Genomic DNA, 15908 nt, shown 5'->3' on the forward strand with positions numbered 1-15908 from the left:
ATTACGACCAACCCATACAGGGCGGACCTAGACATCGCGGCAGTTCTGATGAACCGTATCGGAGTAAGCATGGCATTTCGCGACTTCAACGTCGAAAATCGCAAAGGCTTGCGCCAAGCTCGCGCAGACGATTTCCCGAACCTAGCAGTGATTGCCGGGCCGAATGGATCCGGCAAGTCGACGTTGCTTTATGAGCTGTACTCACGTCGGACCGAATTGGCGGAGCCAGGTACGAAGGTTGCCTACCTTGGGCCTCACCGCGTCTGGAGACGGACAACGACTGCGATGTGGTCTATGGGGGAGATCCGGCCATCGTTCAACGAGTACCTCCGCGAATCTGCAATTCCGCATTGGCGGCGTGGTCAGCCAGCCGGATTTCACGCTGTACAACCTGGGGTGCAACGAGAGCCGACCGGCCCAGACGATGCCTTCAGTTTTGTTAAATCGTCCATGGTCAGGACTGATTTTCGTCTGCAAAATCTGCTGCGCGAGGTCTGGGAGGCGGAAGGGCATCGCATTGAAGAGGGCCGAGTGCCAGACATTTTCAAGCCCCTGCGAGATGCATTCAGGGCGCTTCTACCGCATCTGGACTTCACCTCTATCGACTCGAGAGATGACGACGACATTAAGGTTCACTTCCGTCGGGTCGACGGTCAATACGACGACCAGGTTGAATTCGATGACCTGAGCTCAGGAGAAAAGTCGGCTATTGGCTTAATCCTGCCTACCGTCGAAGGGCAGATAGCTCGGCTACTCGGAGACGAGGCCGAGTCCAATGAGCCACTTCCGACGACGATAATCGACGAGCCTGAGCAACATCTACATCCATCCCTGCAGGTATTACTACTTGACTATCTCGAAAGGCTGGCAGAGACAGGCCAAGCGCAATTTATCCTCAGCACTCATTCGCCTACCATCGTTGACTCCATTACAGATGGTCTATACCTCCTCGCACCCAGATCCCAGGTGCCCGATGGCAATCAGTTGTTGTCACTGGGTTCGACAGCGTCTCGGCTGGACGCGATGCGTGCCCTTACAGGGGCGACGCACCTAATCACACGCTGTCGACCCATAATCTACTTAGAAGGCGAGCGTCCGGCGGAGAAGCCTATTTCCGACCAACGCCTGGTAGAGATATTCATCCCAGAGGCGACAGGTTGGGTATTAGTCTCGGCATCCGGTCAGCGGGAAGTGGTCGCAGCCGCACAGAAACTCCGTGAAGCCGTCACCGATCCTATTCCGGCGCTATCGGTGTTTGCGATTGTCGACTCGGATCAACACCAGGCAAGCGATCCCGACTGGGTTGTTCAGTGGCCGGTATGCATGATCGAGAATCTGCTTCTAGATCCAGAAGCGATATGGGCTGTATTGCAGCCCCTGAGGGAGTCCACCGATTTAAAATCGGCAGATGAGGTACGCGACGCGCTACTTAACATCGCGTCAGAGCTGAAAGAAGATGAGGTTCGGCTCCGACTTCCGGCGTTACAAAAGGGTATAAGTATACGCGTTAGACCGGCGAATCGCGACGATCTACATGGTGCAATTGAACGTGCTAGGGCAGAATTCACAACTCGAATAGACACTGTTAGGGACGAGGTGACAGCAGCCGCCTGGGACGAAGCGGCATCAAAGGTAGAGGAAATTATAAATGACGGGCGCCAGCTGGATGCATTTCGAGGAAAGCCGATATTCGACAAGTTTTTTGACGAGCATGCGAATAGGTCTGGCCTGACGAAGAAAGCTTTTGCATACGCGGTTGCCGGTCATGCCGCCGGGCGATCACGCTCTGCCGGGCTCGTAGCGAGTGCTGTTAAACGTATCTCTACGTATATACCCGCTGAACTTCCGGCGCTTGCGATCGTTCTCTCTAATAGTCACAACAGCGAACAAACGACAAAAGCGGTTCAGAAGATTCAGGCTGCCCGCGCAGCTTGGGAGCAAGGTACGGATCTGCCAACCACATTGGAAGAGCTCAGAAGTATCGGCGCTTCACTGGCCCAAGCGGCCGACTCGGTCGGTGCATCAGAGTTGGGCGACAAGATAAGGCGGGCCACCGCACAGATTGCCGTCCGAAGTGCGAGGCAAGCTGATCCAACATAGAACGTGCCCGGTGCCTCCAACAAGTCGCAGTCACGTCATCGCTGCCTTCATCCATGTGGCGCGTGGTTGAATAGCGCGTTGTCGCAGCGAGGGGTTTAGGTCCGCAATTTCCCGGGCGCATCCGCGACGGCTGCGAGCACATCGGCTGCAAGTGCGGCAACGGAGGCGGCCACCACGTCGGGTTCTCCGATCCCTTCCTCTGCGCGACCTGCCATGATGGATCCGAGGGCATCGGGTCCATCCGCAAATAGAGCGGGCAGCCAATCCAGAGCACGCTCCGTCACCGTCTTGGAAACCGGGTCGAGCAGTAGGCGTTGAAAGCTTAAGCCAAGCGCCGCCATGTCGGTCGTTGCCACGAGCAATCGGTAGATGTCGTGAGCGTCCTTATCGTTTAGGCGGTCGGGCTGGTCACGCCGTTCGTGGATTTTGTGGACTTTCGCAATCAGGAGAGCGGCTGGCCCGGCAACTCGGGCTTCGAAAGTCCTTGTGTCGTTAGGGTCGAGCGCAGATATCGTGCGGAGCTCATTGTCGACCACGGCGGCTTCCAAGCCGACAGTCCGCCTTGTTGCTTGGTTGGAGTGAGGTGGGATTCGGGCGCCGCGATGAGACCTACCGCCTTGCGACAAGGCATCAGGAACCATCAAGTCAACCGGGATGCCTGCGGGGTTCACCCATGCACCAGGCTGGCCGTTCACATTGGGATAGAAACCTGCTCGTTTCATCGCGTTCTCAAGCAATGGTTCGTCTGGGAGTTCCCGCGGGTCCACTGCCAGATCGCTGTCCTTCGTTGCCTCGGCTATCGCAACATCCGCGTGGCCACTGTGCAGATAGATGGCTTGCGCGCCGACCACGACGATCGAATCGTGTTGTTCGGTCAGGGCTTCGAGGGCGTCCAGCAGAGCTGAACGGGCTTTGATAAGTAGATCATCCACGGCGCCACTCGCTTTCGTGGCGCTCCATCCATGAGATGAGTTCCTCTCCCTCGGAAGGGTTTCGGCCTGGACCCGTGAGTAGGTCTACTGCCGCCTGTTCAATCGCGACAATGACTGCACCATCGCGATTGGTGCTGGAACCGCTGAACACGACGTCGTACGTCGGTTCGGCAAGAATCACGTTCGCTCCCTTTTCTGCAGGCCGTAAGCCCCATTCCTTCGCCGCACGTGCCGCATCGTCGACGTAGACCATCGCCGCGCGGGCGGGAGCGTACGGCGCCCATTGTGCAGCCGCGATGGTGCCGGTTATCGCGTACTGCGAGTACGGGGAGTTAGCGACCTTGGTCTGCAGCGCATCTAGACCGCGAGGCTCGATGTAGCTTGATGTTCGGTTGTTGCGAAAGAAGCTATAGTCGCGACTCCATCGGCGTAGGAGCTTTGGCCAGTCCTCCAGGACATAGTCTGTCCCTGTTTTCTGCACCAACCCCTCCTCTTGAAGGAACTCCAACACCCGGTATGTTGCGCCGGTAGATGCTCCGGAGGTGCTGACGAGCTCGCGGGCCGACCATGGACCGCGTCCTGCGATGAGCGCCCGCACTACACGAGCGGCTGGTTCACCCGCTAATGACCCGCGTGGCCGACCCCGACTTCGCCAGGGATCCTTGTCGGCGCCTCGATCACGAACGTATAGGGCGGGTCGCGACGACTGGACCAGGATGTTGCCAGTGGCGTCGATGTATGACACGTCGTCTTCCGACAGTCGCTCGCGGATCGGGGGAGCGAGGTATCGCGACATGACCATGGTATTGGTATTCATGAGTTCGCGATCTGCGGCCCACCGCAGCTGCTCAGAGACCCGGGGAATGTCGCGGCCGACGAGCAGCCGCTTCACTTCCACGAGGAAACGAGCCTGCTCGCCTGAAGGTGCGGTAAGCGCGAGTATCGCGTCGATCGCAGCGTCCGCCGGCGAACGCTGAACATCAACGCGCCAGTCACCAGGCAGGCGGCCGCGCAGCAGCTCCATGCACTCAGTCAGGATTTCTGCTTCCGAGTTCGGCGGGGTGGTTGGTTCAGTCACGGGTCTCCTGTTCGGAAAATATACATGTTCCGATGGCTGCGGAACAAGATATTTATCCGAACAATGAAGTTCTTCGCTGCTCAGCTCGACATGACCTGGGGGTTTCCCCAGTACTGTTCGTTGTATTCCTATGTTCCGTTGCCAGCGGAATAGCTCTTTTAACCGAACAATCCCTGAGGCGAGCAGGCAACTGCGGAGCGCGGCGCCAGAACGTCATCAGCCAGAGCGTCACAGTGATTTGCACGTTGCACGAATCCACACTCTGACTCTCGAGACGAGATTGTCAGATTTGTGAACGGATTTGTGAACGAAACGCTCCGAAACGACCCGAGATCAGGTCGATCAAGGCGTAACCGCCGAAACTCATGACTGCGCCTGAACTGCGGCTTTGAGATGCGGCGACTGCAGAGCAACGCCGACCCAGTAGCTCGTTACCCGGAGGTCCCAGGCTTGGGCCAGCACTGTTACGTCACGTAACACGATCAAGCATATCCGCAGGACAGCGACCGCCCGCGTAACAACGCTGAAGAACAATCACTGCACTTCAGGCAACCTTTTTGCAGCAAAGCGCCGGGGTTCGAGTCCCCTTAGCTCCACTCCGATTGGCGCAGGTCAGAGTGTTAAAAGTTCGGCCATAAGACCTGAACTACCGAAAGCACGACTAAATGTAAAAGCACAGACCACGCGTGCGTCGTCGCAGAGTCGTTTGACGCGCTGGTCGATACCGATCAAAAGAACGGCCCGGTCATCGGACTGAAGGTCAACCCGCAAAACGGTGAACCGTTCATCATGCCGATGGATCCGAATACGGCTAAAGGCTTGGCGCTCTACATCGGTGCGGCCCTACTGTATGTCGCACCCGAGCGATCTCGCGTCCTAAGCAGACTGCCGCAAGGGCACGGGATTGAGCGGCTCGTGTCGCCTCACCGAAGCACGCGCGGTGCTTAACGGACCGCACAGCGGGCCGCTTCGGAGTAGAACAAGAAGAATGGGAAGGCAGGCAGCGATCGTGCTCTACGTGGTCACCCTCGTCGCCGTCGTGGTAGGCGTGGACGTCTTATTCTTCAGGCACCACTTCACGGAGCGACTGATGGTGAACGTCGGAATCGTTCTGGTATTCGCGGCGCTTTACCTGCGGTTCCTGAAACATCGGGTCTGAGCGCCACATCGAGGCCGCCAACGACGCGGTATCGGCTGCGTGTTGGTTCGTGCGGCAATGCACCGCTGGCGCGTGGAATTGGACCACCAGCGTTGGACCAAGCCGGGTTGGCGTTGCGCGCGGCGGGCGAACGAACGACCCGCTGCCAGTGCCCTACGTCCTGTCCATTCCCTGGAAGACGTCTTCGAATGCACTGATTTGCAGTACTAATTTACTGATTTGCAGTACTAATTTATTGACCTCCACCTAGATTTGGTGTCGCCCGAAGCGAGAATCTTCGGCGGGTTGATCCGCGCGGCGCTGCGCGTGTCGTTTCGACCTTCGTTGAGAGGGCGTGCCGCCATCCCGCATCACAGCTGTCTTTCACTTGGAGACCTGAACATTGACGACTGGCCGAGGTGGGTACACAAAGAATCTGCGGCGCCGACTTCGACGCGCACGTCGCGAGCTTCGCATGCGTCGAGAGGTCGCTCACCCCGCGATTACATATTTCTCGATCGCGGTGCTGATCCTGTTCGTGGGGTGCATGGCTACTTATGCATTGCTTTACCGCTGAGCACGATGCGCTAGTCACGCCTGCAAGTAGCTAACGTCGCCATTTGCGCGCATGTCGATCAGCGGCGCGCTTGTCTCAAAAGTCGTCTATTTCGAGCCAGCGTTCAGTTCTGTTCGAACCTGGTCGATTTGGTCGTAGGCATAGTTCGCCATGGCGGCCGTGGTCATCGTCTCGCCCTTACGGGCGAGCGATTCGTAGGTCGCCTCGCCGAGGGCATCGCGGAGGTGGGTGATCGTGGCGCTGAAGTCGGGAAGCGCCGCGGTAAGGGGACTGAACGCGGAACCGGCGATGGTGGCCGCTGGCTCATGGCGTCCAAGGCGGTAGAAGAGGCTGGCGAGCTCAGCTTGGGCGACACGCATGTTGGCGGTGTTGCCCGCGTCGTGGTACCTGCGGATCGCCAGTCTGATGTAATCCAACGCGGCCAGCGGGTCACCGCAGGTGGCCTCGAGACGGGCCAGACCGACCGCGAGTTGGGTCTCGTTGAAACGGTTACCGCTGTCCCGAGCGATTTCCAGACCTCGCCGAAGGACGTCGAGCGCGCCGCGTGGATCGGCGTCGCGGAACGCGAGACCGTGGACGAATCGTGCAAACGAGATCGCGTACGGGTTGCGGGTGGCCTCGGCGGCGGCGACAAGGCCGTTCGCGGCGGCCATTGTCTCCTCTGCAGACCCGGAGACCGTCAATCCGAGTACGAGGCATGTCCTGGTAAGGGTGTGTGTGTCGATACCCCGCGCCAGCTGGGCGCGGCACCACTCGACCCACCGTTGTGGCTGACCGATGAATAGATACGCCGAACCAAGCCAGCCCTCGGTCCCGTACGGTACCGCGCCGCTGCCGCTGCCTATCACCGCCTGACCGGCGTCGCTGTAACGGACAGCCTCCTCGATCCGTCCCGGCATCCAGCACTGCGACGCCATCACGTACAGGGCGGCCAGCCGGGGATGATCGACCGCCCGCGCTGGCTCGATGAGTTCTTCGGCCCACGCTATCGGCTCGTAGCTTTCGACCGCGCTGCCGAGGAACATCACGTAGGTGGCGATGGCGGCGGCGGCGTCGAGGTCGCCGTTGTCGGCGGCCCACCGAAATGCCTTGCGCAAGTTGGCCAGCTCGACGATGAACCATTCATAGGCCTCCCGCTGCCGCGGGCTGTCCCAGAGGGCCAGGATGTCGGATTCCCGTCCGGCGAAGTAACGGGCATGCGCAGTATGTGCCTCGGCGGCTGCACAGCGGGCGACGAGTTGCTCCTCGGCGAACTGGCGAATCGTCTCCAGCATCGAGTATCGGGTCCGGCCCGAAGACCGGTCAGCCACGAGCAGCGACTTTCGCACCAGCGTGTCCAGCAGATCTAAGGTGACGAAGTCATCGTCGGATCCAACCACCGCACAAGCGCTTTGTACGTCGAAACCGCCGGCGAACACCGAACACCGCTCCAGCAGAGTCTTTTCCGCGTCGGCGAGATGATCGTAGGACCATGCCACAGCGTGGCGCAGTGTCTGGTGGTGTGCCTGGCCGCGCCGGGACCCGACCAGCAGTCGGAACCGCTGATCGAGACGATCACACACCTCGCTTGCGGTCATCGACGCCATCCTCGAGGCAGCCAACTCGATCGCCAACGGGATACCGTCGAGCCGCTGACAGATCTCGATCACCGCCTCATCGTTCTCGGGCAGTGAAAAGCGCGGGGCCACGCTGCGGGCGCGTTCGACGAACAGAGCGACTGCGGCGGAGTCGATTCCGGCGTCCACATCCAGCGAGGGCACCGGCCAGAGTTGTTCGTCGGCGAGTCCCAATCCTTCGCGACTCGTGGCCAAAATCGTCACCGTCGCCGGCTGCGCCAGGATGGCCTCGACCAGATCGGCGGCGGCGTCGCGCACATGCTCGCAGTTGTCGATCACCAACAGCCGGACTCTGCCCTCCAATGCGGCCGCCACGCTGTCGCTCATGCTCATGCCCGGTTGTTGGGTGATGCCCAGCACCGCGGCCACCGCGTCGGGAACGGCGGATGGGTCAGTGACCGCTGCTAGTTCGAAAAGCCAGATACCGTCGGGGAATTCATCGGCCAGTTGCGTCGCGACTTCCATCGCGAGGCGCGTTTTGCCAACGCCGCCTACCCCGGTCAGCGTCACCAAGCGGTGCGACATCGCCGCAGTCTTGATCGCGTCGACGTCGGACTCGCGCCCGATCAAGCTGGTGGTCGCCGGACGCAGGTTTCCCGGAGTCGTATCGAGCGCCCGCAGCGGCGGAAACTCCACGCGAAGTCCCGCTGACCGTACTTGAAACACGCCAACCGGTACCGGTACATCCCGCAGTCGTCGCGGCCCCAGATCGAGAAGGTCCACCCCGCTCAGCAGTCCGGCTGTCGAATCGGCAACCAGTATCTGACCACCGTGCCCAGCGGCCATCACGCGGGCGGCGCGGTTGAGCACCGTGCCGAAATAATCACCATCTCGAAGCTCAGCCTCACCGGTCGCCAACCCCATACGCACTGGCAACTCAAGAGCTAGCTGGGCCTCAACAGCCGCGTCGACAGCGGACCGCGGGGACGCGAACGCAGCGACCACACCATCACCTGTGCGACTGAATAAGAAGCCATCGTGCATTTCGATCGCAGTTTGAAGCACCTGGTCGTGTTTAGACAGGGCCGCCCGCATCGCTTCGGCATCGGTTTCCCACCGACGAGTCGATCCCTCGATGTCGGTGAACAGAAACGTCACAACCCCCGAAGGTGGGTCCCCCGCGGACACCCGCACAGGATGTCACACAAAGCCCTGTTCAACGCTGCAATCGCGACTGACATTCGAGACTCTCGTAACCCTGGCGTGCGCAGCACGCCGGCGGGAGCGGGTTGGCTCGCATGTCCCTGGTATCCGAACTCCTCGTCCCCGGCAAGCGCTCGTCAGATGGCGAATTATGGCGCCAGGCGATTTATTTGCGCATTTACGCGAATCCGCCCGCGTATCGGCGAATACTCAGGACATTCACTAGGCCCCACCTATTTGCCAACGAAAGAAATGTCCGTAATTCCGGGGGGAATTTCAGGGGCGTGGATTGGGGAGGAAAACATCATGACTGGAAACACCTTGGGACGGCGAGCTTGGCTCGCCGCGGCCGCCGTGCTCCTTGCGATCGGAGCCGGGGTGTTCGGCCTCGCTGCGCCGGCCAATGCCGCCGACCAGTACGTCGTCGTCGCAGTCGGGCTCGCGAACGACAACCCGCCCGTGGTGTCCATCGGAGGCATGTCGGTCGGAACCGACGCGCAACAGACAGGCGTCAACGCGCTATCCAACTGTCAGAACAACGGCGGTAATCACTGCGTCCTCGAGGCCAGCGCCAAGAATGCTTGCGCCGCGGCTGCGGCCAACGATTACGGCGAATTTGCAGGCGCGACCGACGCGAATCTGTCTGCTGCCCAAAGCGCCGCGACGAGCAAGTTGCAGAACCAACAGGGCGCGCATGTCGTGGTGTCGGGCTGCACCAACCCGCAGCAACCTCCGAGCCAGCCTCCGGCCCCCAAGCTAGGACCGACGGTCTCTTGGGATGTGATCGTGGGCGGACTGGAGGCTCACATCACGGACCGCAGCGGAGTGTCGTCGCAGTGCACGTACGCGACGGACAACTACAACCGCAGCTTCGCGCTGCCGGCCAACTCGACCTATGACCTCAGGATCGTCCCGGCGGTTCCCCAATTCCGGAATTGGACGGTGACCATCACCTGCGACAACGGCACCAGCACTACTGCCACGCATTACTTCTGAGCACGCCGGAGAGCTGTCTGCTCACCTGCGGCCGGCGGTGAGCAGACAGCCACGGCGTTATTACCGGTCGCCGCGATTGCAGATCGGGTTCGCGGGCTTGGTCGGCCATGTGCAGACATCGACGTAGGTAGTGGCGTTGTATCCGCCGCCGTCGAAAACGCCGTAGGCGTCGCCGTTGGTTCCGGAGTAGGTGGCGCCGCCGCCTCCTCCGCCGCCTGACGTAACGACCGTCGTCACCTGCCAGCCCTTGCCTTCGAGTGCGGTCTTGTATGCGCTCATCACATCGGTCGGCGATCCATTGACCTGGAAGTACATATGGATGCCGTTGTCCGCAATGTTGTCAGGACCTTTGGTCTGCTGACTGTTCGGCGGTGCGGGTATCAGCGACTGCAGGTCCGCGCCGCCCGGCGCCGCCGTTGCCGTGGTCGCCGGTGCGCTGGAGGTAGTTGCAGCTGCCGTGCTGCTGGACGTCGCGCTTGTCGCGGCTTCGGTCGTTGTCTTGGTCCCGGAATCTGAAGAACCGCTGCAAGCCGAGGCAACTAGACCGATCGTCATCGCTACAGCTCCCAAGACGGAGGTATTTCGCATCATGGTCATTGCCTTTCGTCAAGCGGACCGTACCAACGTGTACGGAGCTGTCTTGGCAAAACACCTGAAATCGTTGCGCGGCGAGCTTGGCAGGAGGTGGCCGCGCGTTGGCCACGAATTCTACTGTGCGCCACTATAACTCGTGAAGATTCCGCGAGCCTAAACAAAGACACCTGCGCTAATCGCCTGTGCGCGTGAATGTTTCGTCGAAACCAAAGTTTACTGCGCAGGCCCCCGTCTGTACCCATGTGCCGTGTCCGGTCAGCACCGGAATCGGATTTTGGGGCGGTTGAGGCAGAGGAAACTGTGCATTGGCATTCAAATGCGAGTTTTCGCCGTTCGGACACGGACCGTCGCTCTCGTTCTTCCAGTCCCAATTCCCAATACCGAATACGAGGGGTAGGTCACCTGACGACAACGAGAAATAGCTCATGCACCGATCGCCGCTGCGCAGGCAATAGGTAGTGACAGAGGATTCTCCCAGCGCTTGTGGGCTCCCGCCCGCGAAGGTGCGCGTGATGCTGTAGCGGCCATGCAAGGCTTCGGCCGGCGACACCACCCGCGGCGGTAGCACGGCCGGGTCGGCGACACCTTTGAAGTCGGCGTTGAAGTCGACGTCGCCGGTGCGGGTGAAATTGACCGTTCGCTTTTCTTGGCACTGCTCGGCGGTGAGCCGAACCAGTTCGCCGGCAAGGCTTCCGTCGGGACGTGGTTGCAGCGTGAAGGCTTGCCAGGTCTGGCTGGTCGCGTCCTTGCACGGGCTCGGGACGAGGGCCACCGCGACCCAGCTTGCACCGACCTGGTCGAAAACCAACGTCGACGCGAACGACGCATCGCCATTGAATTTTGAGGCCGTTGCTACGCAGCCAACGGGGCGGCACACCGAGCGGACTCCATATGTGCCTGTCATGAGCGTCGAACTCGGATTCCCAGCACCGTCGAGTGTGGTGGCGCGGCCGAAGTCGGCCTGGTAGATACCGGTGAATGGGCCCGTGTTCGGTGGGGGGCCGACAGCGGAGGTGCTGGACGGCGCGCTGGCGGGGTTGTCGTGTTGTGTGAATTTCACGACCGCGAAGACGCCACCGGCGACTAACACCGCGACGGCCACGAGCGCGCCAATCACGACAGCGGGGCGCCGTCGCTTACCGACCGGCGGCGCCGGAGGACCTCCGAAGTGCGGAGGCGCCGTCGATGGTGTGTAGCTCGCGGTCCGCGCGGCCGGTTGCGTTGGTTGAGTGGCGTCGAGCCGGTCGGTGGGTGTGGTGAGGGCTTGTCGGGCGGCGGTGGCCATGGCGATGGTGGTGGGGTAGCGGTCGGTGGGTTGTTTGGCTAGGCCGGTGGTGATGACGTGGTCGAGGGTGGTGGGGATGGTGGGGCGTTCTTCGGACGGGTGTGGGGGTGGGGTGACCATGTGTCCGACGGCGATTTGTTCGAGGGTGTCGCCGGGGTAGGGCGGGTGGCCGGTCAGGCATTGGTAGAGCACGCAGGCCAGGGCGTAGATGTCGGAGGCGGGTTTGGTTTCGCCGGTGGAAAAGCGTTCGGGGGCCATGTAGGCCCAGGTGCCGATGGTGGTGTTGGCCGAGGTGAGTGCGGTGTCGCCTGCGCTGCGGGCGATGCCGAAGTCGATGAGGTAGGCGAAGTCGTTATCGGTGAGCAAGATGTTGGAGGGTTTGACGTCGCGGTGTACGAGGCCGTGTTGGTGGGCGTTGTGTAGGGCGGCGGCGATTTGTTCGATGATCGCCACTGCGCGTGTGGGTTCCAGTGGTCCGGTGTCGAGCAGGGTTTGTAGGTCGGTGCCGGTGATCAGGCGCATGGTGACGTAGAGGCGGCCGTCGATTTCGCCGACGTCGTAGATGGGGACGACGTGGGGGTTGTCCAGGCGTGCGGCGGCGCGGGCTTCGCGGCGGAAGCGTTTTTCGAAGTCGGGGTCTTGGGCGTAGTGCGGGAGCAGCATTTTTAGTGCGACCACGCGGTCGATTTCGGTGTCGTGGGCGCGCCACACTTCGCCCATCCCGCCGCGGCCCAACAACTCGATGAGCTGGTAGCGGCCAAAAGCCATGCCCTCCACCGACTCACGATAACGGCCAATCGCCACGTCTGTGGGCGTTGTCGCAGGTTGAGCAGGATGGCCGGTGGGGCCCGGCGCTAATTGCCGGTGCGCGTGAATGTTTCGTCGAATTCGATGGTGATTGCGCACGGCTGGGTTTGTTCCTGGACTCCGTGCCCAGTGAGCAGTGTGATGGGATTCTGCATCGGTTTGGGCAGCGGATATTGCGCGCTCTTCTTTACCCGCATCGGGTCGCCACCTACCGGACACTTGGCGGCGAAATCAGTGATCAAATTCCAGTGGCCGTCGGCGAATACGAGTGGTTCCACGAGGCCCGACTGTTCGTGGAAGTAGCTCATACACCGGTCGCCGGTGCGCAGGCAGTCGGTTGTGACGACGAAGTCCGACGGCTGTTGTTTCTGTCCGTCCGTGAAGGTCCGCTCCTGGTGGTAGCGGCCATGCAATGCTTCGGCGGGCGACACCACCCGTGGCGCAAGGTTCGCCGGGTCGGGGAGGCTGTCGATGTCGACGTCACCGGTGCGGACGAACGTCACGGTGTGCTTGGCCTCGCACGAATTGCTGGCCGTTGAAGTCCAATCGCCGGCAAGGCGGCCATCGGGTTGTGGTTGCAGCTTGAACACCTGCCATGTTTCAGCACTCGCGTCGTCTCGGCACTGCTCTGACGCGAGTGTTACCGCCAACCAGGTCCCGCCGACTTCGTCGAATTCCACGGCCTGTGCGAACACCGCATCGCCGCTCAGTCGTGACCCGGTCGCCACGCACCCCGTGGGGCGGCACACCGAGCGGAACCCATACGTGGCCGTTGACGGCTTGGCGCCCGGATCCGCGGCTCCGTTAAGGGTGCTGATCGGGCCGAAGTCGGCCCTGTACATCCCGGTTAGGGGCCCGGTGTTAGGCGCGGGCGCAGCCGTGGCGGTGACAGACCGCGTGGCCGTGGCGGGGTTGTTGTCGTGTTGTGTGAATTTGACGACGGCCAAGACGCCGGCGGCGACCAACACCGCGACGGCCGCCAGCACGCCAATGAGGACGATGGGGCGTCGCTGTTTGGCGACCACAGGTGCCGGCGTGCTTTGGTGCCGTGGTCGGGTCTGGTCTGGGTCTGTGTGCGCCAGTGTGGCTGGGTAGTTGTGACTGACCGGTGTGGTGAGGGCTTGTCGGGCGGCGGTGGCCATGGCGATGGTGGTGGGGTAGCGGTCGGTGGGTTGTTTGGCTAGGCCGGTGGTGATGACGTGGTCGAGGGTGGTGGGGATGGTGGGGTGTTCTTCGGACGGGTGTGGGGGTGGGGTGACCATGTGTCCGACGGCGATTTGTTCGAGGGTGTCGCCGGGGTAGGGCGGGTGGCCGGTCAGGCATTGGTAGAGCACGCAGGCCAGGGCGTAGATGTCGGAGGCGGGTTTGGTTTCGCCGGTGGAAAAGCGTTCGGGGGCCATGTAGGCCCAGGTGCCGATGGTGGTGTTGGCCGAGGTGAGTGCGGTGTCGCCTGCGCTGCGGGCGATGCCGAAGTCGATGAGGTAGGCGAAGTCGTTATCGGTGAGCAAGATGTTGGAGGGTTTGACGTCGCGGTGTACGAGGCCGTGTTGGTGGGCGTTGTGTAGGGCGGCGGCGATTTGTTCGATGATCGCCACTGCGCGTGTGGGTTCCAGTGGTCCGGTGTCGAGCAGGGTTTGTAGGTCGGTGCCGGTGATCAGGCGCATGGTGACGTAGAGGCGGCCGTCGATTTCGCCGACGTCGTAGATGGGGACGACGTGGGGGTTGTCCAGGCGTGCGGCGGCGCGGGCTTCGCGGCGGAAGCGTTTTTCGAAGTCGGGGTCTTGGGCGTAGTGCGGGAGCAGCATTTTTAGTGCGACCACGCGGTCGATTTCGGTGTCGTGGGCGCGCCACACTTCGCCCATCCCGCCGCGGCCCAACAACTCGATGAGCTGGTAGCGGCCAAAAGCCATGCCCTCCACCGACTCACGATAAGCCTGTCAGCCACCACGCTCATGGGCAAACACAACATGACGGCCGAGTTTTCCGAGGACGCGTGCCCGACATCCGTTTTCGGGTGCCAGACGTGTCGGCACGGCTATCGTGTCCTGAAACGCAATCTGCCGGGAGGCCGAGCCACCTTGATGCTCGTCGACTACTACCTGCGGATCGTTCATTTCGATCGACGGATGCCGCTGAACATCGACCTCGGTCCACTGCACATTCACCTCTACGCCCGAGCCGTGTTCTTCATGTGGATCACGCTCGCGATTCTGGTGATCGGCGGTATCGCGGTGCTGATATCGCGCAAGCGGGAGCTGATCGAAAAGTGGATCACCTGGCTGCTCATCGCGCCGGTGGTGGGGATACCCGTCTGGATAGGCCGGGGCCCCACGGCCTTCTTGGCCGCGGTGCTGGCCGTGGTCGCGGTGATGGAGTACGTCCGCTTGGTGAAGTTGAGCAAGGTCGACACGGGCGTGTTACTCGGACTGGCCGTCCTGTACCCACTGGCGGCATGGCTGCGCCCATCGCTGTTGGGACTCGCACCGATCGTGGTGTTGGCTTGCTCTCTGCCCTCAGTGCTCAGCGGGGACGTCGAACATGGCGGCAGGCGTACCGCTTTCACCGCTTTCGGTTCGGTGTGGATCTGTTGGTCCTTGGCGCATCTGGTGATGCTGTGGCCCGATACCTTCCTGGTGGCCTTCGCGGCCTCGGCCGCCGACGTCGCCGCCTGGTGTGGTGGAAAGGGGTTGCGGCGCTTCCGATGGGCCCGTAAACCCTTGTCCCCCTTGAGTCCAAACAAGACGGTGGGCGGAATGGTCGGCGCGTTCATCGGAGCGTTTCTCGTACTCACCTTGTTAGGCACGATCTCGATCGGTCTGCTCATCGCGGTCGCGTTCGGCGGCCTGCTCGGCGATCTGCTCGAGTCGATGGTGAAGCGGCAGGCACAAGTCAAGGATGCGGGCACGTGGCTTCCGGGCTTCGGAGGTCTGCTCGACAGGATCGACTCGCTATTGCTCGTGCTCCCGTTGGCGTATCTGCTCGCATGACTGTCCCGCTGAGTTTCGTTCTAGTGCAAACCATCTCGGTGATCGACAGTGAGTGACCACATTACGGAGCAGGAGCACCGATCACGTGTCTGGTCGGTGATCGCCGGTGTGATCGCCGGCCCTTACGGCCTGCCGCTGGCGTTCCTATGGGGTTACGCCGAGGCGCTGAGTTGGTTCATCGTCGCGGAGATGGCGCTGCTCCTGTTCGCCGCCGCCGTTCCGCGCCGCGTGATGCCATGTGCTGCAGCCGTGATCGGGGGCTCGGTGCTCGGTGTGCTGACCAACGCATGGCTGGCATCCCGCGGCGTATTACTGCCGGCACCCCTGACTACGCCGCGGATGGCGGCGACGGCCTTCGACCAGTTCGCCGCCGGGCCGAGCGCCATCATGCATCAGGCATTGTCGGGTATCCCCGTCAAGGTGTACGCGCGCGCAGCCGGCGAGCACCACATCGACCTGTGGCAACTGGCCGGCTGGACGCTGCTGGAACGTGGACTGCGAATCTCGGGGGTCGGCCTGGCGGTCTGGGTTATGTCAAAGGTGTTGCACCCCTTGCTGCGACGGCTCTACGGGGTGTACATGATCGTTGTGGGCATCCTCTTCACGGCCGGACTCTCGGCGGTAATCGCGGCGTGGTCATAGCGCGGATCGATAG

At 61.7% G+C, this 15908-nt stretch carries 11 protein-coding genes; 5 read left to right on the plus strand and 6 right to left on the minus strand.

All coding sequences use genetic code 11. The features are described from left to right. Positions 1-69: 69 nt before the first annotated feature. A complete protein-coding gene (locus ACWW36_RS17425; protein WP_456137245.1) occupies positions 70-2100 on the plus strand; it encodes an AAA family ATPase in 2031 nt (676 codons plus the stop codon). Positions 2101-2195: 95 nt separating this feature from the next. Here the strand turns inward: ACWW36_RS17425 and ACWW36_RS17430 are convergent, their stop codons facing one another. Beyond that, on the minus strand, positions 2196-3032 hold the full coding sequence (locus tag ACWW36_RS17430) for a hypothetical protein (protein ID WP_456137246.1): 837 nt from the start codon (positions 3030-3032) through the stop codon (positions 2196-2198). Then, entirely contained in the window at positions 3025-4110 is a 1086-nt protein-coding gene (locus ACWW36_RS17435) for a helix-turn-helix domain-containing protein (protein ID WP_456137247.1), read from the minus strand. Before ACWW36_RS17435 ends, ACWW36_RS17430 begins: the two co-directional genes overlap by 8 nt. A gap of 988 nt (positions 4111-5098) precedes the next feature. Here ACWW36_RS17435 and ACWW36_RS17440 point away from each other — a divergent pair. Further along, positions 5099-5269, plus strand: a complete 171-nt coding sequence (locus ACWW36_RS17440; RefSeq protein WP_456137248.1) for a hypothetical protein — start codon at positions 5099-5101, stop codon at positions 5267-5269. 642 nt (positions 5270-5911) lie between these two features. Here ACWW36_RS17440 and ACWW36_RS17445 read toward each other — a convergent pair. After that, positions 5912-8539: an ATP-binding protein gene (locus ACWW36_RS17445; protein ID WP_456137249.1), complete on the minus strand. Its 2628-nt coding sequence runs from the start codon at positions 8537-8539 to the stop codon at positions 5912-5914. A 351-nt stretch (positions 8540-8890) separates the two neighbouring features. Between ACWW36_RS17445 and ACWW36_RS17450 the strand changes: the two genes are divergently transcribed. Further along, positions 8891-9580: a DUF4189 domain-containing protein gene (locus ACWW36_RS17450; protein ID WP_456137250.1), complete on the plus strand. Its 690-nt coding sequence runs from the start codon at positions 8891-8893 to the stop codon at positions 9578-9580. A gap of 60 nt (positions 9581-9640) precedes the next feature. On the opposite strand, the gene ACWW36_RS17455 is transcribed toward ACWW36_RS17450, so the two are convergent. From ACWW36_RS17455 to ACWW36_RS17465, 3 genes are all read right to left on the minus strand, one after another. Next, a complete protein-coding gene (locus ACWW36_RS17455) occupies positions 9641-10135 on the minus strand; it encodes a hypothetical protein (protein ID WP_456137251.1) in 495 nt (164 codons plus the stop codon). Between the two features lie 211 nt (positions 10136-10346). Next, positions 10347-12227 carry a protein kinase domain-containing protein gene (locus ACWW36_RS17460; RefSeq protein WP_456142526.1) on the minus strand — a complete coding sequence of 627 codons (1881 nt, stop codon included), beginning with the start codon at positions 12225-12227 and terminating at the stop codon, positions 10347-10349. Between the two features lie 86 nt (positions 12228-12313). After that, positions 12314-14176: a protein kinase domain-containing protein gene (locus ACWW36_RS17465; RefSeq protein ID WP_456142527.1), complete on the minus strand. Its 1863-nt coding sequence runs from the start codon at positions 14174-14176 to the stop codon at positions 12314-12316. Positions 14177-14233: 57 nt separating this feature from the next. On the opposite strand from ACWW36_RS17465, the gene ACWW36_RS17470 reads away from it, so the two are divergent. Together ACWW36_RS17470 and ACWW36_RS17475 are read left to right on the plus strand one after the other, a co-directional pair. Next, positions 14234-15253, plus strand: coding sequence for a phosphatidate cytidylyltransferase (locus ACWW36_RS17470; protein ID WP_456137252.1), 1020 nt, complete (start codon positions 14234-14236; stop codon positions 15251-15253). Between the two features lie 48 nt (positions 15254-15301). Continuing rightward, complete coding sequence (locus ACWW36_RS17475) at positions 15302-15895, plus strand: hypothetical protein (protein WP_456137253.1); 594 nt, start codon at positions 15302-15304, stop codon at positions 15893-15895. The last annotated feature ends 13 nt before the right edge of the window (positions 15896-15908 follow it).

The sequence above is a fragment of the Mycobacterium sp. MMS18-G62 genome (assembly GCF_053877835.1).